The following is a 21,673-nucleotide window of genomic DNA, read 5'->3' as shown; positions in this document are numbered from 1 at the left end:
CGCGTGCTGGACGGGGCGGCCGTGATCATGCCGTGTCGGGGCGTGGCCGGTGCCCCGTGCGGCTGTGGCGTGGCTTTCGCCCCGTGCGGCTTTCGCCGCATGCGGCTTCCGCCTCATGCGGCCGGTGCCTCATGCGGCCTCCGCCCCGTGCGGCCGGTGCCTCGTACTGCCTTCGCCTCGTACTGCCTTCGCCTCGTTCGGCCGGTGCCGGACGCGGCGTGGGCCGGCGTCCGAGCGCCCGTGGTCGGCGGTGCGCCCTTGCTAGGGTTCCAGCCATGCTTGTCGCCGCCGCCGTCTGCCCGTGTCCGCCGGTCCTCGTCCCGGAGGTCGCCTCCGGAGCCGCGCCCGAGCTGGACGGTCTGCGGGCCGCCGCCCTGGACGCGGTCGGCGTGCTCGCCGCGGCCCGGCCGGACCGGCTGGTCGTCGTCGGCCCCGCCGAACAGGCCGGCCGCGGACCGCACGGACAGGGCGCGGTCGGCTCGTTCCGCGGCTTCGGTGTGGACCTGGACGTGAGCCTGGGCGCCGCCGAGACGCCCCCGGAGCGGCCGCTTCCGCCGTCGCTGTCGGTCGGCGCCTGGCTGCTGACCCGTACGGACTGGGCCGACGCGCCGGTGGAAGGGCTGGGCATCGGGGAACCGCTCGCCGCCGACCGCTGCGTACAGGTCGGCCGGGAGATCGCGGCCTCGTCGGAACGGGTCGCCCTGCTGGTCATGGGCGACGGCAGCGCGTGCCGCTCGGTGAAGGCACCGGGCTACCTCGACGAGCGGGCCGAGGCGTTCGACGCCGCCGTGGGGCGCGCCCTGGGCGCCGCCGACACCGAGGCGCTGACCGGGCTGGACGCGGAGCTGGCGTACGAGCTTAAGGCCTCGGGCCGGGCCTGCTGGCAGGTCCTGGCAGGCGCCGCGCAGGACGCCGGGCTCCGCGGCGAGCTGCTGCGCGAGGAGGCGCCGTACGGGGTGGGGTACTTCGTGGCGGCCTGGTCCTGAGACGGGCCTGAAGCCCGCGGTGGAGCCCGCGGCGGGCCGGGCCCGGGCCGGCTCGGGCCCGGGGTGTACGGGAGATGCGCGCGAGGCGTACGGGAGCGGTGCGCCAGGCGTACGGAGAGGCCCGGGGCGTACGGAGAGCCGCGGGCCGGGCCGCGGAGCCACCGGCGTGGCGTACGGCCCCGAAGGCGTCGCCCCACTCCCGCGACGCCCGCTCTCACGCGCTGCCCCACTCGCGCGCCGCTCCACTCACGCGACGGCCGCGGAGCGCTTCGCTCCGCGGCCGTGGTGCCGTCCGGGCCGTCCCGCGCGGGCCCGGTGGGAAGGTCAGGAGGCCGGTCCCTGTGGGCCGGAGCCGCCGGGGCCCTGGTTCCCGGAGCGGCGGGACTCCTCGGACAGCCGGCCGAGGGCGTCCTTCGCCTTGCCCGCGCCGGTGCCGATCTGACTGCTGTACTTGCCCTTGGTCCTCTCGTCGGCTGCCCGCGCGGCCTTGTCGAGCCCCTGCTCGATCTTGTCGCCGTGCTGCTGCGCGAGGTCACCGGCCTTGTTCTTCAGAGGACCGAGCTTGGCCTTGAGGTTGTCCAGCAGGCCCATGGGCCACCTTCCTTCGTACGGCGTGCGTGCTACTTGCGGGCGCCTTCCCCGGCTTCGCTGTCCGCAGCCTCCTCCGCCGACTGCTGCTTGGGGATCTCGACGCCTTCGGCGGCCGCCGCCTCGCCGGCTTCCTCCACCGATGGCTGCCCGTCCGCCGCTGCCGCCTCGTCCCGCTCCGCCACCGGTGCGGCCTCGGACCGCCCGGCGGCGGGCTCCCCGCCCTCCGCGGCCGACGGCTCCGCCGTCAGCGTGATGGCGGCGGCCTCCTCCGTCGACGCCTCGTCCTTGCGGCGACGAAACCGTGAAAACACGCCCATAACTACTCCATACCCTACTCGTGTGGGCGAAATCCCGGGGCGCCCGGAGCGTCCCATTGCGCCGCCCGCGGGCCCCGGTTCGTAAACCGGCGGCCGGAACCTCGCAACAGGCAACGAACACGGAGACGAGCCGTCACGTCGCTCGTTCGAGATGAGCCCCGCAGGTTTGCGAGACTGGGCCGGTGAACACCGCAGTTCCCGCACCCCGGGTCATCGCCGTCGTCGGTCCCACCGCGGCCGGAAAGTCCGATCTGGGCGTCGCGCTCGCCCGCCACCTCGGTGGCGAAGTCGTCAACGCCGACTCCATGCAGCTCTACCGGGGAATGGACATCGGCACCGCCAAGCTGACGGTGCCCGAACGCCAGGGCGTCCCGCACCACCTCCTGGACATCTGGGACGTGACCCGGGCCGCGAACGTCGCCGAGTACCAGCGGCTGGCCCGCGCCGAGATCGACCGCCTGCTCGCCGAAGGCCGCACCCCCGTCCTCGTCGGCGGCTCCGGCCTGTACGTACGCGGCGCCATCGACGCCCTCGACTTCCCCGGTACCGACCCGGAGGTGCGGGCCCGGCTGGAGGCCGAACTCGCCGAGCGGGGCAGTGGCGCCCTGCACGCCCGGCTCGCCGCCGCCGACCCGGAGGCCGCCCGCGCCATCCTCGCGAGCAACGGACGCCGCATCGTGCGCGCCCTGGAGGTCATCGAGATCACCGGCCGCCCCTTCACCGCGAACCTCCCCGGACACGAGGCGGTCTACGACACCGTGCAGATCGGCGTCGACGTGGCACGCCCCGAACTGGACGACCGCATCGCCCGCAGGGTGGACCGGATGTGGGAGGAGGGCCTGGTGGACGAGGTGCGGCGGCTGGAGGGCGAGGGGCTGCGCGAGGGCCGTACCGCCTCCCGTGCCCTCGGCTACCAGCAGGTGCTCGCCCAGCTCGCGGGGGAGTGCACGGAGGAGCAGGCGCGGGCCGAGACGGTGCGGGCCACCAAGCGCTTCGCGCGCCGCCAGGACTCCTGGTTCCGCAGGGACCCCCGGGTCCACTGGCTCAGCGGCGGCGCCGCTGACCGCGCGGAACTCCCGGGGCGGGCGCTGACGTTGGTCGAACGACCGGTCACAGCCTGATCACGTCATGGCATCGGGACGCTCCGCCCGTCATCCGGGCCCCCGGGAGCGTGTCATCATCGACCTTCGATCGAGGCGTGCAGTCGGAGTGGGGAGGGCGCGTGGCGATGGAGGCCGGCCCTCGCAACAGACCGCAGCAACCGGACGGGCCGAGAGACGGACAGCGGGACGCGACGGAGTCGCTGACCCAGGACGGGCCCGGGGCCGTGGGCCCCGACGGGCCTGCCCTCGACCACGCCGCGGCCGTCGGGCCCGACGGCCCCGACGCGCTGGGTGAACCGGTTCGCCCGGCGCCCCTGGACGCCGGGGACGGCCCCGCGGAGGCGGCCGAGGGCGGCGAGTCCTTCCGGGAACTGCGCCCGCCGCGCCGGCTGCGCATCTGGCAGCTCGCGCCGATCGTGGGCCTGGCCATCCTCGGCTCGCTGATGTTCGCCTTCCCACTGGCCTTCGAGTTCGGCGGCGACAGCGGCGCGGTGATCTCCATGCTCGGCCTGCTGCTGTTCGGCTGCGCCGCCGGCTGGGGCATGATGGCCGCCCGCCGGGTCGGCCACACCTGGCCCGGCCTGCCCGCACGCGGCTCCGGCCGCCGCCCGGACTGGCGGGTCGCCCTGGCGTACGCGGCGGTCGTGATCGTCCTGGCCCTGCTGGCCGTCTGGCGCGTCGCCCGCCTGCACTGACTGTCACCGCCGCGCCGTACGATGCAGTCATGACCAACGCACAGGGGACCGCAGAGGCCACGGGGGCCGCGGTGAGCGCCGCCACGACCGCCGCGGGTGGCTCGGGCCGGGGCATCGCCTTCCTCAAGGGACACGGCACGGAGAACGACTTCGTGATCGTCCCCGACCCGGACGGCGCCCTGGAGCTGTCCGCCGACGCCGTCGCGCGGATCTGCGACCGCCGGGCCGGCATCGGCGGCGACGGCCTGCTGCGCGTGGTGCGCTCCGCCGCCGACCCCGCGGCCCGCGCCCTGGCCGGCGAGGCCGAGTGGTTCATGGACTACCGCAACGGCGACGGCTCCGTCGCCGAGATGTGCGGCAACGGCGTCCGCGTCTTCGCCCGCTACCTCCAGCACGCCGGCCTGGCCGGCGAGGGCGAGCTGGCCATCGCCACCCGGGCCGGCGTCCGCAGGGCGCGCCTGACCGCGACCGGCGAGGTCACGGTCGCCATGGGCCGCGCCGAGCTGCTCCCGGACGGCGTGACGGTCACCGTCGGCGACCGGAGCTGGCCCGCCCGCAACGTGAGCATGGGCAACCCGCACGCCGTCGCCTTCGTCGAGGACCTCGACCACGCCGGAGAGCTGCGCACGGCCCCGCCGTTCGGCCCAGCCGCCGTCTACCCGGACGGCGTCAACATCGAGTTCGTCGCCGACCGCGGCCCGCGCCACGTGGCGATGCGGGTCCATGAGCGCGGCTCCGGCGAGACCCGCTCCTGCGGCACGGGCGCCTGCGCCGTGGCCGTCGCCACCGCCCGCCGGGACGGCACCGACCCTTCGGTCACCGGCAGCCCCGTCACGTACACCGTCGATGTCCTGGGCGGCAGCCTGACGATCACCGAGCTGCCGGACGGCACGGTCGAGATGACCGGCCCCGCGGTGATCGTCGCGCAAGGTGCGATGGACCCCGCGTGGCTGGTCACGGCCCTCGACTGAGACTTCGCTCGAATGGGTGATCCGGTTCACGCTGGGCGAGAGCGGGACAGCGCTGCGTGATGGGCTCGGTAGCATCAAGCACCGGCCCGGGCGACTGACTGCGGGCGCCCAACCGCCGGTCGACGCCGCCGGAGGTGCCCATGAGCGCAGAGGCCACGAACCCTGGTAACCCCGCCGCGCCTGCCCAGGCCGCTCCGTCCGACCTGGGGGAAGCCTCACATCGCAAGCGCGGCCGCCCCCGCCTGGAACTGCGCGGGCTGCGCCGCATCGGCCGGGCCGCGCTGCTCGGGCCGGCCCCCCGCGACGGCCTGCCGGACGCCCTGGAGCACGTCGCCAAGGTGCACCGCGCCCACCACCCGGACGCCGACCTGGACACCCTGAGCCGGGCCTACGCGCTCGCCGAGTCCTCGCACCGCGGGCAGATGCGCAAGAGCGGCGAACCGTACATCACCCACCCGCTCGCGGTGACCTTGATCCTGGCCGAACTGGGCGCCGAGACCACGACCTTGACCGCCTCCCTGCTCCACGACACCGTCGAGGACACGGAAGTGACGCTCGATCAGGTCAGCCGGGAGTTCGGCAAGGAGGTCTGCTACCTGGTCGACGGCGTGACCAAGCTGGAGAAGGTCGACTACGGCGCCGCCGCCGAGCCCGAGACCTTCCGCAAGATGCTGGTCGCCACCGGCAACGACGTCCGCGTGATGTCCATCAAGCTGGCCGACCGGCTGCACAACATGCGCACCCTCGGCGTGATGCGCCCCGAGAAGCAGGCCAGGATCGCCAAGGTGACGCGCGACGTGCTGATCCCGCTCGCCGAACGGCTGGGCGTGCAGGCGCTCAAGACCGAGCTGGAGGACCTGGTCTTCGCGGTCCTGCACCCGGAGGAGTACGCCACCACCCGCGCGCTCGTCCTCGGTCACGCCGGCCGCCCGGGCCCGCTGGACGCCATCGCGGAACGGGTGCGCACCGTGCTGGGCGAGGCCGACATCGACGCCGAAGTCCTCATCCGGCCGCGGCACTTCGTCTCCGTGCACCGGGTACGCCTGGCGCGCGGCACGGTCACCGACGCGGACCTCGGCCGGCTGCTGGTGCTGGTCGCCGAGGACGCCGACTGCTACGCCGTGCTCGGCGAGCTGCACACCTGTTTCACCCCGGTGGTCTCGGAGTTCAAGGACTTCATCGCCGCGCCGAAGTTCAACCTCTACCAGTCGCTGCACACCGCCGTATCGGACGCGGACGGCGCGATTGCCGAAACGCTCATCCGTACCCACCGGATGCACCGTGTCGCGGAAGCCGGGGTGATCGCACTGGGCAACCCGTACGCCCCCGCGGCCGGCTCCGACCCGGCCGCGGCGGTGGCGGACGGCGCCGGGGGCGCGGAGGGCGCGCAGGCGGCCGAGGACGGCGAGCGCGTCGACCCGACCCAGCCCGGGTGGCTGTGCCGCCTCCTGGAGTGGCAGCGCGCCACCCCCGACCCGGACACGTTCTGGACCTCGTTGCGCGACGACCTCGCCCAGGACCGGGAGATCACGGTCTTCTGCGCGGAGGGCGGCTTCGACGACGGGAGCGGCACGGTCGCGACGGACCCCGCGAGCAACGGCGCGGCAGGCACCGGCGCCGTCGGCCTCCCCGCCGGCGCGAGCTGCGTGGACGCCGCGTACGCGCTGTACGGCGAAGGGGCCCACCACTGCATCGGCGCGCGCGTCAACGGACGCCTGGCGACGCTCTCCACGGTGCTGTGCGACGGCGACAGCCTGCACCTGCTCATGGCCCCCGACTCCGCCGCCGGGCCCTCACCGGACTGGCTCGACCACACCCGTACCCCGGCCGCCCGGCTCGCCATCTCCCGGTGGCTGGCCGCGCACCCGGGGGCGGAGACCGGGCCGGGGGAGGGCCCGGTGGACGCGGGAGCGCCGAGCGGCGCCGGCGGGACACGGAGCGCCGGGGCCGTCGTGGCGTCCGGGCGCCACGGCGGCGACACCGCCGGTCTGTCCACCGACCTCCCCGGCGCGACCGTACGGCTCGCGGGCTGCTGCACCCCCGTACCGCCGGACCACGTCACCGGCTTCGCCGTACGGGGCGGCATCGTCACCGTGCACCGGGCGCTGTGCCCCGTGGTGGCCCGGATGGCCGCGTCCGGCCGGCAACCCGTCGGCGCGCGCTGGCGCGGCGCGGGAAACCGCGTGCAGGGCTGCCGGGTCACGCTCCTCGCGGAGGCGTTCACCAGGCCGCATCTGCTCGCCGACCTCACGGAGGCCATCGCCGCCGAAGGCGCCGCCGTGGTCGCCGCGGCCGTCGAACCGCCCCGTGAGCAGCGCGTACGGCACACCTACACGCTGCACCTGCCGGACGCGGCCAAGCTGCCGTCCCTGATGCGGGCGATGCGGCAGGTACCGGGCGTCTTCGACGTGCTCCGGGCGGGGCGTGCGCAGCCGAGGGTGGCGGCGCGGTCCTGAGGGGCGCTAGCCGCCGTGTACGTGAAGGGCCGCTCGTTCCTGGAGGGGCGCCTGTGGCCGCGTTCCTGGAGGGGAGCACCTGTGGCCGCGTTCCTGGTGGGCAGCCCGTGGCTACTTTCCTCAGGGGGCGCTCGAATCCGCGTTCCTCGGGGGTGGCCGGTTCCCTCGTACGTCATCGGCGGTCCGTTCCCGCGGTCCTGAGAAGCCGCCTGTTCGCGCGCGGCCCGGTGTTCACACGTGTCACTCCGGCCTCTACGGACGCACGGAGCCCCTCGTTCGGGTGCCGTACTGTCGCGTCGGCCACGGGCGAGCGTGCCGCGCTGATAGCCGTTTGTCATGCCGCTTTCCTCGTCCCACCCCGCGCCCGGCCCCGGCTCCGCCCCCGGACGGGGCCCCGAAGGCGCCCCGTCCCGCCCACGCCGCCTCTCCGGGGCCGCCACCCGCCGCCGGAGCGCGCTCGGCCTGCTCGCCGCCGCCTCACTGGTCGCCGCCGGCCTGCCGGACGCCGCACCGCTCGGCATCGGCGACCGGCTCTACCCCCACCTCGGCAACCCCGGCTACGACGTCCGCGCGTACGACATCGCCCTGACGTACTCCGGCCGCAACGACCGGCCGCTGGACGCCGTCACGAAGATCACCGCACGGGCCACCGCCCGCCTGGAGCGCGTCAACCTCGACTTCGCGCACGGCACCGTCCGCTCCGTCGAGGTCGACGGCCGGCCCGCGGCCCACGTCAGCCGCGGCGAGGACCTGATCGTCACGCCCCACCGCGGCGTGCGCGCCGGCACCCCGATGCGGATCGTCGTCCGGCACACCAGCGATCCGCGTCCCCCCAAGGGCGGCAAGGACAGGGAAGTCGGCTGGCTGCGGACGAAGGACGGACTGGTGATGGCCAACCAGGTCGACGCCGCACACCGCGTCTTCCCGGGCAACGACCACCCCTCGGACAAGGCGCTCTACACCTTCCGCGTCACCGCGCCCAGCGGCCTGACGGTCGTCGCCAACGGGACCCGTGTGGCGCGCCACCCGAGCGCCCTGCCGTGGAAGGGCACCACCCGGACGGGACAGGGGCGGGCGGCCCCGGCCACCACCACCTGGGTCTACCGCTCCGCCCACCCCATGGCCACCGAGGTGGCGCAGGTGTCCATCGGGCGCTCCGCCGTCGTCCGGCGCACCGGGCCGCACGGCCTGCCGCTCCGCGACGTCGTACCGGCCGCCGACCGCAAGCGCCTGGAACCCTGGCTGGCCAAGACACCCGGTCAGCTCTCCTGGATGGAGAGCAAGGTCGGCCGCTACCCCTTCGAGACGTACGGCGTGCTCCTCGCCCAGGCCGAGACCGGCTTCGAGCTGGAGACCCAGACGCTGTCCCTCTTCGAGGAGCGGCTGTTCACCACCCAGCAGTACCCCCGCTGGTACATCGAAGCGATCATGGTCCACGAGCTGGCGCACCAGTGGTTCGGCAACAGCGTCTCCCCGCGCACCTGGTCGGACGCCTGGCTCAACGAGTCGCACGCCACCTGGTACGAGGAGCTGTACGCGCACGAGCGCTCCAAGATGTCGATGGACGAGCGGACCCGCCGCGCCTACAGCGTCTCGGACCGGATGCGCGCCGAGGGCGGCCCGCCCGGGGCACCGAAGGCCCCCGGCCCCGGCAACAAGACCGGCATCTTCCGCCCGGTCATGTACGACGGCAGCGCCCTCGTGCTGTATGCGCTGCGCGCCAAGATCGGGCACGCCGCCTTCGACAAGCTGGAGCGCGCCTGGGTGGCCCGGCACCGCGACGGCGTCGCGGGCACCGCCGACTTTGTCGCGCTGGCCTCCCGCGTCTCTGGCCAGGACCTCGGCGGGTTCTTCCGTAGCTGGCTGTACGACGCGAAGACACCGCCGATGCCGGGACACCCGGACTGGAAGAGCAACCACCGGACGCCGCAGCCACCGGCACGGAAGCCGGGGGGCAAGCCCGCCGGGAAGCCTGCGACCAAGCCCGCCGTAAAGCCTGCCGGGCAGTCCGCCGGGAAGCCCCGTGGGTGAGCCTGCCGGGCGGCCTCGCCGGTGGGCCCGCGGGGCCGCCCCCCGTACACCTGAGACGGCGCGGACCGCCACCCCACACGGAAAATCCGTATGACGGTGACCAGCGGCCGTGCGACCATCGTGTGGCCGATGACGGGGCGGCCACCGGGAATCTCCCGGGCGGCCCGGACGTTGTCACGATCGAGAGTCCCGGGGCCGCGTGGCCCCGCACGGGACGTCCCAACGACGCAAAGGATCAAATGACCTCCTCTTCTTCCCTTCCACAGGACCGACAGCGCCTCCCCGAGAGCCGCCGGGCCGACGCCCTGATGGAAGAGGACGTCGCCTGGAGTTACGAGATCGACGGGGAGCGTGACGGCGAGCAGTACGACCGCACGGAGCGGGCCGCCCTGCGGCGTGTGGCCGGACTGTCCACCGAGCTCGAAGACGTCACCGAGGTCGAGTACCGCCAGTTGCGCCTGGAGCGCGTGGTGCTGGTCGGTGTCTGGACCACGGGCACGGCGCAGGACGCGGAGAACTCCCTCGCCGAGCTGGCCGCCCTGGCGGAGACGGCGGGCGCGATGGTGCTCGACGGCGTCGTCCAGCGCCGCGACAAGCCCGACCCGGCGACGTACATCGGTTCGGGCAAGGCCCTGGAGCTGCGCGACATCGTCCTGGAGTCCGGCGCCGACACGGTGGTCTGCGACGGTGAGCTGAGCCCCGGCCAGCTCATCCACCTCGAAGACGTCGTCAAGGTCAAGGTCGTCGACCGTACGGCGCTGATCCTCGACATCTTCGCCCAGCACGCCAAGTCCCGTGAGGGCAAGGCGCAGGTCTCGCTGGCGCAGATGCAGTACATGCTGCCCAGGCTGCGCGGCTGGGGCCAGTCGCTGTCCCGGCAGATGGGTGGCGGTGGCTCCGGCTCCGCGGGCGGCGGTATGGCCACCCGTGGCCCCGGTGAGACCAAGATCGAGACGGACCGTCGGCGGATCCGCGAGAAGATGGCGAAGATGCGCCGGGAGATCGCGGAGATGAAGACCGGCCGTGACATCAAGCGGCAGGAACGCCGCCGTCACAAGGTCCCCTCGGTGGCCATCGCCGGTTACACCAACGCGGGCAAGTCCTCGCTGCTCAACCGCCTGACCGGGGCCGGCGTCCTGGTGGAGAACGCGCTGTTCGCCACCCTGGACCCGACCGTGCGCCGGGCCGAGACGCCCAGCGGGCGGCTCTACACCCTCGCCGACACCGTCGGATTCGTCCGGCACCTGCCGCACCACCTCGTCGAGGCGTTCCGCTCCACGATGGAGGAGGTCGGCGACTCCGACCTGATCCTCCACGTGGTCGACGGTTCGCACCCGGTGCCGGAGGAGCAGCTCGCCGCCGTGCGCGAGGTGATCCGTGACGTGGGTGCCACCCACGTACCGGAGATCGTCGTCGTCAACAAGGCGGACGCCGCCGACCCGCTGGTCCTCCAGCGGCTGCTGCGCCAGGAGAAGCACGCGCTGCTGGTCTCGGCGCGTACGGGGCAGGGCATCGACGAGCTGCTCGCGCTGATCGACGAGGAGCTGCCGCGGCCGCAGGTCGAGATCGAGGCGCTGGTGCCGTACACACAGGGCGCGCTGGTCTCGCGGGCGCACGCCGAGGGCGAGGTGATCTCCGAGGAACACATCGCGGAGGGCACCGTCCTCAAGGCGCGGGTGCACGAGGAACTGGCCGCCGAACTCCGGCCGTACGTACCCGCCGCGTGACGCGACGGCCGTAGCGCCGCACCGAAGAGACAGCACAAGGCAGTACGAAGCCAGCACGTAGACAGCATGAAGGCCCGCTCCCGGAGCCCCGGGGCGGGCCTTCGTCATGCTGTCGCGCTCTGCCGCGGGCGGCGGCGGACCGGCCCGTCCCCGCCGTACGGGGCCGGGCCGCCCGCGCGCTCACCCGGCGCGTGCCGGGTGCCCGCCGCGCACCTCGCCTACTTCGACGCGAACTTCTTGCTCATCGCGCCGTACATGCTCTTGGCCTCCGGGCCGAGGTGCGGGCCGGCCAGCCAGCCGGCCGGACGCGGGCCGATCGAGGTGTTGGACACCAGCGCCGGCTTGCCGTCCGTGCCCTTGGCGAACCAGGGGCCACCGGAGGAGCCGGCGGTCATCAGGCAGCCGATGCGGTACATGGTCGGCCTCTTGGCGTCCAGCGACAGCCGCCCCGGCTTGTCGGTGCACTGCTGCAGCGTCGCGCCGTCGAACGGTGCCTCGGCCGGGTAGCCCTGGGCGGTGATGCTACGGATGTCCGGGATCGCGGAAGCGTTGAAGTCCACCGAGTAGGCGCCGCCGGCGACCTCTTCGAGGGACTTGGCGCCCGCGCCCTTCTCCGGCGTCACGTGCATGATCGCGAAGTCGTACGGCGCCATCGGCACGCTGTTGCCCTGCGGACCGCCCTGGCTGATCCACTGGTTGGAGGTCGACGCGCCGTCGGCCCACCACACGCCCTTGGGGAACATCTGCTCACGCGAGGCGTTCTCCAGTTGGGCCGCGGACTTGCCGCTGTCGTTGAACGACGGGGCGAAGATCATGTTGCGGTACCATCCGCCGGTCTTGCCGGCGTGCACGCAGTGGCCGGCCGTCCAGACCAGGTTGGACTTGCCCGGGTGCGCCGGGTCCTTGACCACCGCGCCGGAGCAGACCGCGTGGCCCTCGGGCGTGTCGAAGAAGATCTTGCCGAGGCCGGGCGCGTTCTGGCCGAACGGCGGCTTGACGGCCTTGGCCTGGACCGGCCGCGGATCCGGGTCGGTCCGCCCCTGGTCACCCGAGATGTCCTTGGGTGTGGGCTCCTTCGGCGGCTTGGCCTTGCTCGCCCGGTCCGGGTCCCACAGACCCTTGATGATCGGGTTGATGAACTCACTGGCCTCGCGGAGCCACTTGTCCTTGTCCCAGTTCTTCCACTCGCCGTTCTTCCACTTGTCCAGGTCGACGCCGTGTTCCTTGAGCTTGTCCTGGATGTCCTGGGGGATCGTGAAGCCACCCCCGCCCGCGCTGCCCTGTTCCGCGGACTGGCCGGGCTTGCCGTCCGCCTGGTTGCCCTCGGGCCCGCAGCCGGTGGCGGTCAGCGCCACCACGGCGGTGAGGGCGGCCGCGGCCAGGACCGGCCGACGTATGGATCGCATGGGTGAACTCCCCCTGGTCTGTTCAGGTTTGCCGCGGGCACGCGTCCGGCCTCGGGCGGCCGTACCGCGCCGTGGACATGCGTGCCGGTCTTGCCCCGGACGTGCCCGCATCTGCTGTTTTGTCATGCACCGGAAAGCCGGGCGCAGGTCCCCACTATGCCGGTGCCGTTGGGGACGGTGGTGAGCGGGTCCCCGGTTCCGATCCGGTGGGGATCTTTCTGTGGAGGTGATGTGGGGGTGGGACGGGCGCGGTGAAGGGGCATGGCGTGGGGCGGTGGGGGGCGCTGAAGAGGCATGGCGCGGGAGCGCCGCGCGGGGGTGTCGTGCCGCGCGCCGTGCCTTTGCGCCGTGGGCTCAACGCCGCGCGCCATGCCCCCGCACCGTGGGCGCCGCGCCGCGCGCCATGCCCTCGCGCGGCGGGCGTAGCGCTGCCGGGCGCCCCGCTTCCCGGTGCGGCAAGGATCTTGTGGCAGGCCGTGTTCTCCCGCGGCCGGCGTCGTTGATACGTACGGGGGACGGCTGAGCCGTGTCCGGCGGTAGCGGGAAGCGGCCCGCCGGCCAGGCCCGGCGACCTGCCGACAGCGGACCAGGCCCGGTGCGCGACGGAAAGCGGCCCGACGGGGCGCGGCCGGCGCGCGGCGGGCCCGCCCGCAGTTCACCGCGAGAGCCCAGCAGCAGGAGGACCGAACCGCCGTGGCCTTGACCCAGCCCCTGCCGATGGCACCCCCTCCCGCCCAAGAGGGCATCCTGCGGCGGCAGTCGCTCCGCGAATCCGCCGCCCGTACGTACGCGCGCTCGCTCCCCATCGTCCCGGTGCGGGCCCGTGGGCTGACCATCGAGGGCGCCGACGGCCGCCGCTATCTGGACTGCCTCTCCGGGGCGGGCACCCTGGCGCTCGGGCACAACCACCCCGTCGTCCTGGAAGCGATCCGCTCCGTGCTGGACTCCGGCGCCCCGTTGCACGTTCTCGACCTCGCCACCCCGGTCAAGGACGCCTTCGTCACCGAGCTGTTCGCCACCCTGCCTCCCGAACTGGCCGACCACGGCCGCATCCAGTTCTGCGGACCGGCCGGCACGGACGCCGTCGAGGCCGCCTTCAAGCTGGTGCGGACCGCGACCGGCCGGGATGGGCTGGCGGCCTTCACCGGCGCGTACCACGGCATGACGGCGGGGGCGCTCGCGGCGTCAGGGGGCGCGCGCGACACCTCCGTGACCCGCCTCCCGTATCCGTACGACTACCGCTGCCCCTTCGGTACGGGCGGCGAACGCGGCGCCGAACTGGCGGCGCGCTGGACCGCCAACGTGCTCGACGACGACAAGAGCGGCGTCGCCCGGCCGGCCGGAATGATCCTCGAACCGGTCCAGGGCGAGGGCGGGGTGATCCCGGCCCCCGACACCTGGCTGCGCCGGATGCGCGAGATCACGGCGGCGCGCGACATCCCGCTCATCGTGGACGAGGTGCAGACCGGCGTCGGCCGCACCGGCGCGTTCTGGGCCATTGAGCACAGCGGTGTGGTGCCCGACGTCCTCGTCCTGTCCAAGGCGATCGGGGGCAGCCTGCCGCTCGCGGTCATCGTCTACCACGAGGACCTGGACACCTGGCGGCCCGGCGCGCACGCGGGCACCTTCCGCGGCAACCAGCTCGCGATGGCGGCCGGCGCGGCCACCCTCGCGTACGTCAGGGAGCACGGCCTGGCGCGGCGCGCGGGTGAGCTGGGCGCCCGTATGACGTCCCGGCTGGCCGGGCTCGCCGCCGAGCACGACTGCGTCGGCGACGTACGCGGCCGGGGCCTGATGCTCGGCCTGGAGCTGGTCGACCCGGACGCCGCCCCGGACCCGTCGGGGGCCCGCCCGGCCGCCCCCACACTGGCCGCGGCCGTCCAGCGGGAGTGCCTCGACCGCGGCCTGATCGTCGAACTGGGCGGCCGCCACAGCGCGGTGGTCCGGCTGCTGCCCCCGCTGACCATCACCGACGAACAGGCGGACGCGGTCCTCGACCGACTCGCCGACGCACTGGCGGCCGCGGCCCGCCCGGAGGCGAGCGGCATGGCCGCGGGGGAGCGGGGTGCGGCCCCCGGGGAGCGTGGTGCGGCCGCCGGAGCGTGTGCGGCGCCTGCGGGGGTGCGGGGTGCGGCCCCCGGAGCCGGTGCGGTTGCCGGAGCCCACGTGGGCGCGGGAGCGCGCGTGGTCGCCGAGGCGGTCGCGGAGCCGATGGCGGCCGGTAGGGCCGTAGTGCCGGGGGTGGGCGCCGGGGAACTCGCGGTGCCCGGCCGGCGGGCGGGAGCGGGGGAGGAGAGCGCATCGGGGGAGTCGGCCGAGGCAGGCGGCCCGGCCGAGGAGGCGGGTGTGGCGCCCGCGCCGGACGGGCAGGGCCACGCGGCACGGCGGCAGGCGACACCCTCCGGAGCGACCCCATGAGCGCGGATCCGCGCCGCTCCGGCCGTACGGAAGCCAGGCGCTCGTCGCCCCGCCGCGCCACGTCGCTCCGGCCCGGGCGCCCCGGGCGCCCCACGCCTGCCTTTGGGCTTCCGGTTTCCCGTGGGGCCACAGCTCCTCACGGGCCCTCAGCTCCTCAGGGACCCACCGGTCCCCATGGGCCCACCGTTCCCCATGAGCCCACCATTCCCCACGGGGCCCCAGCGCCTCATAGGCCCGCAGTTTCCTATGGGGCCCCGGTTCGTCATAGGCCCACAGCTCCTCACGGGCACACGCCTGCCCACCGCCGCATGCCCGCTCACCGCTCCAGCACCGTCCAGACCGCGTCGACCGCGCCGACCCTGCGAGGCACACCCCGATGAACGAAAGCCCCGGCCCCGACGGGACTCCGGCCGACGAGCGACGTCTGCCCCGTGAACCGCTGGCCCGGCTGCGGGAACCCGCCGTCCCCCGCCAGAACCGCCGCGTCGGCGCCCACGACACCGGCGAGAGCGGGGAGCACGGCGCCCACGCCGGCTGCGCCGTACGGCTCGGGCACCACGAGCGGCAGGGGCACGACGAGTGCCACGGGGGCGGGGCCACCCGGGTCGTCACCGTGTACACGGACGACGAGGTCGGCGTCGAAAGCCTGACCGCGGCCGGGTGCGCCACCGACCAGGGCGCCGTCCATCAGGGCAGCGACAGCCAAGGGCCCGGCGCCCAGGGGGCCGAGCAGGACCCCGTACCGGCCCTGGCCCAGGAACCCGTGCGGGCTCAGGCTCGGTTCCCCGTTCAGGACAGGCTGGAGCACCAGGACCCGGCCGTCGCCGCCGACGCCGCCGGGGCCGAGAGCCTGCTCCGCTGCTGGGTCCGCGAGAGCGGTACGCCCCGCCCGGCCGGTGACTGGCTCCGCATCCCCCTCGACGCCAGCGCGGCGGCCCTGCACGTCCCGGTCCTGTACTGGTCGGAGACCGGTTGGCACCGTTTTGGCGCGCCCGTACTGGAAGGCGCCCCCCTCGACGCCGCGCCCCTGGACGCGGTGACCCTCGCCGCCCTATTGCGCCGCGAGGCCGTACACGGCGGTACGGGGGGCAGCACCGGCGAAGGGGCACCGGACCATGGCGGTGCCGGGGGCCCGGACAGTGGCGGCAGCGCCCTCGCCACCACGGAAAGGGGTGGCGGCGCCCGCACTACGGAAAGCCGTGGCAGCGCCCTCGGCGGTATGGGGGACACCGCTACCGCCCTTGGCGATACGGGCGCCACCGGTACCCCCCTCGGCGGTACGAACGGCACCGGCAACGCCCTCGGCAGTACCGGCGGCACCGGCGCCTCGCTTTCCGCCCCGCGCGGGGCCGCCCCCATCCACCCCTCCGGTGCGCCGGACAGCGAGAGCGCCGATCTCGTCGGCCGCGTCGCCGACTCCGTACGGCACACCGCGGTATTCCTCGCCGACCGGCGCGCCACCCCGGCCGACGAGCACGAAGGCTCCCGCTTCCTCGCCGCCGAACAGGCCCTGCTCTTCGGCCACCCCATGCACCCGACCCCCAAGAGCCGGGAGGGCCTGACCGACGCCGAGACGCGTGCCTACTCCCCGGAGCTGCGCGGCGCGTTCCGCCTCCACTGGATGGCCGTCCACCGGGACGTCTTCACCGCCGCCTCGGCCTGGACCGAACGCGGCAGGATCGTCCCCGCCGCGCACCTGGCCGCCCGCCTGGCCGAGGGAGCGCCCCGGACGCCCGCCGGCACCCTGCCACTGCCGATGCACCCGTGGCAGGCCCACCAACTCGGCCACCGTCCGGACATCGCCGAACTGTACGAGGCGGGCCGCCTCCACGACCTGGGCCCCGGTGGCCCCGCCTGGTGCCCCACCTCCTCCGTACGCACCGTCTTCCGCGCCGGCGGCGAGGCCATGCTCAAACTCTCCCTGGGCGTACGCATCACCAACTCCCGCCGGGACAACCTCCGCAAGGAGCTGGAGCGCGGCGTCGAGGTGCACCGGCTGCTCCGTACCGGCCTGGCCGCGCGGTGGCGGGCGGCCTTCCCCGGCTCCCCGGGCTTCGACATCGTCCGCGACCCGGCCTGGTTCGGCGTCGCCGGGACCGACGGCGAGCCGGTGCACGGGCTGGACGTGGTCGTCCGGCACAACCCCTTCACCGCCACCGACGACGCCGTCTGCATCGCCGCCCTCACCTCGCCCCGCCCCTGGCCCGGCCGCACCGGCCTGCGCTCCCGCCTCGCCGACGTGATCGGGGGGCTCACCGCCCGTACCGGACGGCCCGCGGGCGCCGTCGCCACCGAGTGGTTCCTGCGCTACCTCGAAGCGGTGGTACGGCCCGTCCTCTGGCTCGACGGCACCGCGGGCGTCGCCCTCGAAGCGCACCAGCAGAACACCCTCGTCCTGCTGGACCGGGACGGCTGGCCCGCCGGCGGCCGTTACCGGGACAACCAGGGCTATTACTTCCGCGAGTCGCGCCGTACGGAGCTGGAACGGCGGCTGCCCGGCATCGGCTCCACCAGCGACACCTTCGTCACCGACGAGGTCACCGACGAACGCTTTGCCTACTACCTCGGCATCAACAACGTCCTCGGCCTCATCGGCGCCTTCGGTTCCCAGCGTCTGGCGGGCGAGAAGGTGCTGCTCGCGGCCTTCCGGCGCTTCCTCACCGATGCCGCCACCGGGCCCGCGGAACACCGTTCACCGCTCCCCGGCCGCCTCCTGGAAGCCCGCACCCTGCGTTGCAAGGCCAACCTGCTGACCCGGCTGCGCGGCCTCGACGAACTCGTCGGCCCCGTCGACACCCAGTCCGTCTACGTCACCATCCCCAATCCCCTTCACCCCTGACCTCCTGATCCCCCTGCCCCTGACCCTCTGACTCCTCCTCCTGTCCCTGACCGGTTCCGGTCTGTGCGCGGCGTCCGCGGACGTCCGCGTCCGCCGCCTCCGCACCTCGCCGGCCCGGTCCCAGGCCCCGCCCGCCCCGACCCTCGTCTCCGCCCTCCGAAGCCGACCGTGTCCCCGACTCCCTGCCCGCCCGCCCCGTGACCTCGTGAGGAGGCCCGGAAAGGAGAGAGCGCCATCGTGCCCCCCACCGAGTCCGGTATCGATCCAGGATCCGAAGAGACCTTCGACCACCCCCTCGAAACCTCTCCGGACGACGCCCTCGACGACACCCTCGACCTGCACCTGCCGCCCGACATCACGGCGCTGTTCAGCGCGGCGCCCCTCTCCACCGACCCGGCCGACAGCCCGGGCGGCGGAGACCTGCTCGATCACATCGCCGGCTGGGGCCCGGCAGCCACGGCCGCCGGGCCGTTCCAACTCGTACCGGTACGTATCGAACGTGACCTGCCGCTGATCTCCGCCTGGATGAACGACCCGGCCGTCGCGGCATTCTGGGAACTGGCCGGGCCCCAGGAGATCACCGCCGCCCACCTGCGCGCCCAGCTCGACGGTGACGGACGCAGCGTGCCCTGTCTCGGCGTACTGAGCGGTGTCCCCATGAGTTACTGGGAGGTCTACCGCGCCGACCTGGACCCGATCGCCCGCTACTACCCGGTCCGGCCCCATGACACGGGGCTGCACCTGCTGATCGGGGGCGTGGCCGACCGGGGCCGCGGCATCGGGACCGCTCTGCTGCGGGCCGCCGCCGATCTGGTCCTGGACCACCGGCCGCAGTGCGGCCGGGTCATCGCCGAGCCCGATCTGCGCAATGTCCCGTCCGTCGCCGCCTTCCTCGGCGCCGGTTTCCGCTACGCCGACGAGATCGACCTGCCCGCCAAACGCGCGGCCCTCATGGTCCGCGACCGCGTCCACCGCCACCTCCTGTGACCGTCCCCATATCTCGCGCCCGCCGCCGACGCCCCACCGCCGGCGGCTCCCGCCTGCCCTCCACCACTCACAACGCCCTCACCGCACGCCCCGCTCCTCCCGGCCTCGCCATCTCTCCACCGGCCCCACCCGGCCGCCCCACCCCGCTGTCAGCGCCACCTGCCGCGCCTACGGACTCGGCCTCATCCCCTCTGCCGATCCTGTCCGGCCGACCGCTTCCGCCCGACCGACCGGCCCTGCCCGGCAGGCTGGCCGACTGGCCGGCCCCGCCCGCCGGCCGGCCCGACGGAAGCCCGCTCGGAGGGTCCATCGGCCGCCCGCTCGGGGGCTCTGCCGGAATTCCGCCGGGAGGCTCTACCGGCCGCCCGCCCGGAGATTCCACCGGAAGTCCGCCGGAAGGCTCCACCGGCAGCCCGCTCGGAGGGTCTACCAGCAGCTCGTACGACTATTCCGGTCCCTCCATCCCCTCTGGACCTTCCACTTCCTCCGCCCCCTCCGGCCTGTGCCTTCCTCCTGGCCTGTGCCTGCCTTCCGGTTCGTCCGGCCGCTCCTTTCGCACTGTTCGCGTCTTCACACCAGGCTCCCTTTCCCCGCGCACTGTCCGTGTCGCTCAGGTCACGTCCCCAGGAGTCCCGCCTTGTGTCCTTCCTCCGAACCCCTCCATAGTCCTGCTTCCGATCCCGGCATCCCCTCCACACCCTCCACACCCTCCACACCCTCCACCCCCGGTAACCCGGGTGATCCCGGCAGTGATGGCCCGAGTCCCCGCAGCCGAGCCACCGACAGCACCGAGGCCACCGCTCCCGGCGTCGGCAACCCCAGCCGCACCGGCGTAGACGCCCCGGACCCAGGCTGCCCGGACGCCGCCCCAGCAGGCGCGCCCACTGCCCGCGCAGTCGCCCCCGAACCCAGCAGTCCGGACGCCGCCCCCACTCTCCCCACAGGCACCACCGCCCCCACCAGCCACGCCGTCCCCGTCTCCGCCCCCGAGGCGCCAGAAGCTCCGGCAGCCCCGAGCGACGAGCCCTCCGGCGTCGGGACGGACAGCCACCGTGCGTGGCAGAGAGCCGCCCGTCGGCTGCTCGCCAAGATCCTGGCGGAGTTCGCCTACGAGGAGATCATCACCCCCGAACCCGACCCGGGCGCCGCCTCCGTCCCCGCCTCCGTGACCGTCCCCTTCTCCGACCCACGCGACGGTCACGGCGAGCCCGGCAGCACCCCCGGCCGCGATGCCGACAGCCCCTGGGGCCCCACCACCGACTCCGCAGTGCACCTCGGCGCCACCCCCGAGGCCACCGCCCCCAGTGAGGCCTCCGCACCCCCCAAGTCCGCACCGTCCAGCGCAACCGCACCGTCCAGCGCAGCCGCACCGTCCAGCGCAGCCGCACCGGCGAGCAAGGCCGTACCGCCCAGCGACCTCGCACCGCCCAGCGAGGCCGCACCGGACCCGCGACGCGCCCGTACCGCCGACGGGGCCCGCCCCTACCGCCTGCGCCTGAACGACGACGTCACCTACCGCTTCCGGGCCCGGCGTGGCGCCTACGGACACTGGCGTGTCGACCCCGACTCCATCACCCCCACAGGCGACCCCCTCCACTTCCTGTTCCACGCCCACGACACCGTCCTGAGCCTGTCCGGTGACACGACCGGCCACCTCATCCGCGAGCTGACCGCGACCCTCGCCGCAGACACCCGCCTGGACGCCACGGCCCTCGACGCGGCGGAGCTGGCCGACCTCGACTACGCCGCCCTGGAAGGCCACCAGACCGGCCACCCCTGGCTGGTCGCCAACAAGGGGCGGCTGGGCTTCTCGGCGACCGACGCCGCCGTCTGGTCACCCGAGGCCCGCACCCCGCAGCGCCTGCCCTGGATCGCCGCGCACCGCAGGCTGGCCGTCTACCGGGGCGTCCCGGCCCTGGCCGACCCCGATCGTCTCTACGCCGATGAACTCACCCCCGAAACCCGTGCCGCCTTCGCCCGCACCCTCTCCTCGCAGGGCCTCGACCCCGCCGACTACCTCTACCTCCCCGTCCACCCCTGGCAGTGGGACGAGACCGTTGCGCCCCTCTTCGCCCCCCAACTCGCCGACAAACTCATCGTCCCACTCGCCACTGACAACGACCTGCGCCTGCCGCAGCAGTCCATCCGCACCTTCCTCAACCTCAGCCGCCCGCAGGCCCGTACGGTCAAGGTTCCGCTCTCCGTCCTCAACACCCTGGTCTGGCGCGGCCTGCCGACGGAACGCACCATCGCCGCCCCCGCCGTCACCGCCTGGGTCCACGGCCTGCGTGACGCCGACCCGTATCTGCGCGACGAGACCCGGGTGATCCTGCTCGGCGAGACCGCGTCCGTCACCGTCGAACACCCCCTGTACGACCGGCTGCCCGGCGTGCCGTATCAGTACAAGGAACTGCTCGGCTGCATCTGGCGCGAGCCGATCAGCCGCTACCTGGTTCCGGGGGAGCGTGCCCGCACCTTGGCCGCGCTCCTGCAGACCGACCCGCGCGGGCGGGCTTTAACAGCCGAGCTGGTGCACCGCTCCGGGCTGGCGCCCCGTGTCTGGCTGCGCCACCTCTTCGCCGCCCTGCTGCCGCCGCTGCTGCACTTCCTCTACCAGTACGGCACGGTCTTCTCGCCGCACGGCGAGAACGCCATCGTCGTCTTCGACCAGCGGGACGTCCCCACCCGCCTCGCGGTCAAGGACTTCGTCGACGATGTCAACACCAGCGCCGAGCCGCTGCCGGAACACGCCACCATGCCCGCCGACGTCCGCGCGGTGCTGCTCACCGAGCCCCCGGACTTCCTCACCCAGTTCATCCATTCCGGTCTCTTCGTCGGGGTCTTCCGCTACCTCGCCCCGCTGTGCGCTCAGCAACTCGCGGTGCCCGAAAGCGAGTTCTGGTCCCTGGTGCGGGCGGAGATCCTGCGCCATCAGGGACGCTTCCCGCACCTGAAGAAACGCCACGAGACCTTCGACCTGCTCACCCCCCGCATCGCCCGGCTGTGCCTGAACCGCAACCGGCTCCACCTCGACGGATACCGCGACCGTGCCCAGCGTCCGCACGCCGCCGTCCACGGCACCGTGCCGAACCCCCTCCACCACCCGTGACCGAGCAGATTGTCAGTGGGCCCGCGTAGGGTGGCAG

Annotated in this window: 13 protein-coding genes and 1 pseudogene; 11 read left to right on the top strand and 3 right to left on the bottom strand. The window is 74.0% G+C overall.

Annotated features, from left to right (window positions below; translation table 11 throughout):
* Nucleotides 1–275 precede the first annotated feature (275 nt).
* Nucleotides 276–986, top strand: coding sequence for a class III extradiol dioxygenase subunit B-like domain-containing protein (locus ACH4EB_RS27020; protein ID WP_398350379.1), 711 nt, complete (start codon nt 276–278; stop codon nt 984–986).
* Between the two features lie 324 nt (nt 987–1,310).
* Here the strand turns inward: ACH4EB_RS27020 and ACH4EB_RS27015 are convergent, their stop codons facing one another.
* Nucleotides 1,311–1,577 carry an antitoxin gene (locus tag ACH4EB_RS27015; RefSeq protein ID WP_398350377.1) on the bottom strand — a complete coding sequence of 89 codons (267 nt, stop codon included), beginning with the start codon at nt 1,575–1,577 and terminating at the stop codon, nt 1,311–1,313.
* 29 nt (nt 1,578–1,606) lie between these two features.
* Complete coding sequence (locus tag ACH4EB_RS27010; protein ID WP_398350375.1) at nt 1,607–1,894, bottom strand: gliding motility protein; 288 nt, start codon at nt 1,892–1,894, stop codon at nt 1,607–1,609.
* 182 nt (nt 1,895–2,076) lie between these two features.
* Between ACH4EB_RS27010 and miaA the strand changes: the two genes are divergently transcribed.
* The 6 genes from miaA to hflX all read left to right on the top strand — a co-directional run bounded on the left by miaA (nt 2,077) and on the right by hflX (nt 10,877).
* Nucleotides 2,077–3,015 carry a tRNA (adenosine(37)-N6)-dimethylallyltransferase MiaA gene (gene miaA / locus ACH4EB_RS27005; protein ID WP_398350374.1) on the top strand — a complete coding sequence of 313 codons (939 nt, stop codon included), beginning with the start codon at nt 2,077–2,079 and terminating at the stop codon, nt 3,013–3,015.
* Between the two features lie 107 nt (nt 3,016–3,122).
* The gene (locus ACH4EB_RS27000) at nt 3,123–3,692 is read left to right on the top strand and encodes a hypothetical protein (RefSeq protein ID WP_398350446.1); all 570 of its coding nucleotides are present in this window, start codon (nt 3,123–3,125) and stop codon (nt 3,690–3,692) included.
* A 29-nt stretch (nt 3,693–3,721) separates the two neighbouring features.
* Nucleotides 3,722–4,663: a diaminopimelate epimerase gene (gene dapF / locus ACH4EB_RS26995; RefSeq protein ID WP_398350373.1), complete on the top strand. Its 942-nt coding sequence runs from the start codon at nt 3,722–3,724 to the stop codon at nt 4,661–4,663.
* Between the two features lie 140 nt (nt 4,664–4,803).
* On the top strand, nt 4,804–7,119 hold the full coding sequence (locus ACH4EB_RS26990; RefSeq protein ID WP_398350372.1) for a RelA/SpoT family protein: 2,316 nt from the start codon (nt 4,804–4,806) through the stop codon (nt 7,117–7,119).
* Nucleotides 7,120–7,455: 336 nt separating this feature from the next.
* Nucleotides 7,456–9,150 carry a M1 family metallopeptidase gene (locus tag ACH4EB_RS26985; RefSeq protein ID WP_398350371.1) on the top strand — a complete coding sequence of 565 codons (1,695 nt, stop codon included), beginning with the start codon at nt 7,456–7,458 and terminating at the stop codon, nt 9,148–9,150.
* Between the two features lie 239 nt (nt 9,151–9,389).
* Complete coding sequence (gene hflX, locus ACH4EB_RS26980; protein ID WP_398350370.1) at nt 9,390–10,877, top strand: GTPase HflX; 1,488 nt, start codon at nt 9,390–9,392, stop codon at nt 10,875–10,877.
* Nucleotides 10,878–11,095: 218 nt separating this feature from the next.
* Here hflX and ACH4EB_RS26975 read toward each other — a convergent pair whose 3' ends face one another.
* On the bottom strand, nt 11,096–12,283 hold the full coding sequence (locus ACH4EB_RS26975) for a trypsin-like serine peptidase (protein ID WP_398350369.1): 1,188 nt from the start codon (nt 12,281–12,283) through the stop codon (nt 11,096–11,098).
* Between the two features lie 693 nt (nt 12,284–12,976).
* Between ACH4EB_RS26975 and ACH4EB_RS26970 the strand changes: the two are divergent.
* The 4 genes and pseudogenes from ACH4EB_RS26970 to ACH4EB_RS26955 all read left to right on the top strand — a co-directional run.
* A pseudogene (locus ACH4EB_RS26970) lies at nt 12,977–14,314 on the top strand (diaminobutyrate--2-oxoglutarate transaminase family protein); the annotation flags it as partial.
* Nucleotides 14,315–15,077: 763 nt separating this feature from the next.
* The gene (locus tag ACH4EB_RS26965) at nt 15,078–17,540 is read left to right on the top strand and encodes an IucA/IucC family protein (RefSeq protein WP_398350368.1); all 2,463 of its coding nucleotides are present in this window, start codon (nt 15,078–15,080) and stop codon (nt 17,538–17,540) included.
* A 237-nt stretch (nt 17,541–17,777) separates the two neighbouring features.
* Nucleotides 17,778–18,527, top strand: coding sequence for a GNAT family N-acetyltransferase (locus ACH4EB_RS26960; RefSeq protein WP_398350367.1), 750 nt, complete (start codon nt 17,778–17,780; stop codon nt 18,525–18,527).
* 1,078 nt (nt 18,528–19,605) lie between these two features.
* Entirely contained in the window at nt 19,606–21,636 is a 2,031-nt protein-coding gene (locus ACH4EB_RS26955; protein ID WP_398350445.1) for an IucA/IucC family protein, read from the top strand.
* The last annotated feature ends 37 nt before the right edge of the window (nt 21,637–21,673 follow it).

The sequence above is a fragment of the Streptomyces sp. NPDC018045 genome (assembly GCF_044327445.1).
Taxonomy (GTDB): domain Bacteria; phylum Actinomycetota; class Actinomycetes; order Streptomycetales; family Streptomycetaceae; genus Streptomyces.
Note: the sequence above shows the minus strand (reverse complement) of the source record. Positions and strands in the feature narration are given on the sequence as shown.

Coding starts and splice junctions, on each gene's coding strand:
- hflX (WP_398350370.1), top strand. CDS start 9,390: ATGACCTCCTCTTCTTCCCTTCCACAGGACCGACAGCGCCTCCCCGAG.
- ACH4EB_RS27010 (WP_398350375.1), bottom strand. CDS start 1,894: ATGGGCGTGTTTTCACGGTTTCGTCGCCGCAAGGACGAGGCGTCGACG.
- ACH4EB_RS26990 (WP_398350372.1), top strand. CDS start 4,804: ATGAGCGCAGAGGCCACGAACCCTGGTAACCCCGCCGCGCCTGCCCAG.
- ACH4EB_RS26975 (WP_398350369.1), bottom strand. CDS start 12,283: ATGCGATCCATACGTCGGCCGGTCCTGGCCGCGGCCGCCCTCACCGCC.
- ACH4EB_RS26985 (WP_398350371.1), top strand. CDS start 7,456: ATGCCGCTTTCCTCGTCCCACCCCGCGCCCGGCCCCGGCTCCGCCCCC.
- ACH4EB_RS26965 (WP_398350368.1), top strand. CDS start 15,078: ATGAACGAAAGCCCCGGCCCCGACGGGACTCCGGCCGACGAGCGACGT.
- ACH4EB_RS27020 (WP_398350379.1), top strand. CDS start 276: ATGCTTGTCGCCGCCGCCGTCTGCCCGTGTCCGCCGGTCCTCGTCCCG.
- ACH4EB_RS27015 (WP_398350377.1), bottom strand. CDS start 1,577: ATGGGCCTGCTGGACAACCTCAAGGCCAAGCTCGGTCCTCTGAAGAAC.
- ACH4EB_RS27000 (WP_398350446.1), top strand. CDS start 3,123: ATGGAGGCCGGCCCTCGCAACAGACCGCAGCAACCGGACGGGCCGAGA.
- dapF (WP_398350373.1), top strand. CDS start 3,722: ATGACCAACGCACAGGGGACCGCAGAGGCCACGGGGGCCGCGGTGAGC.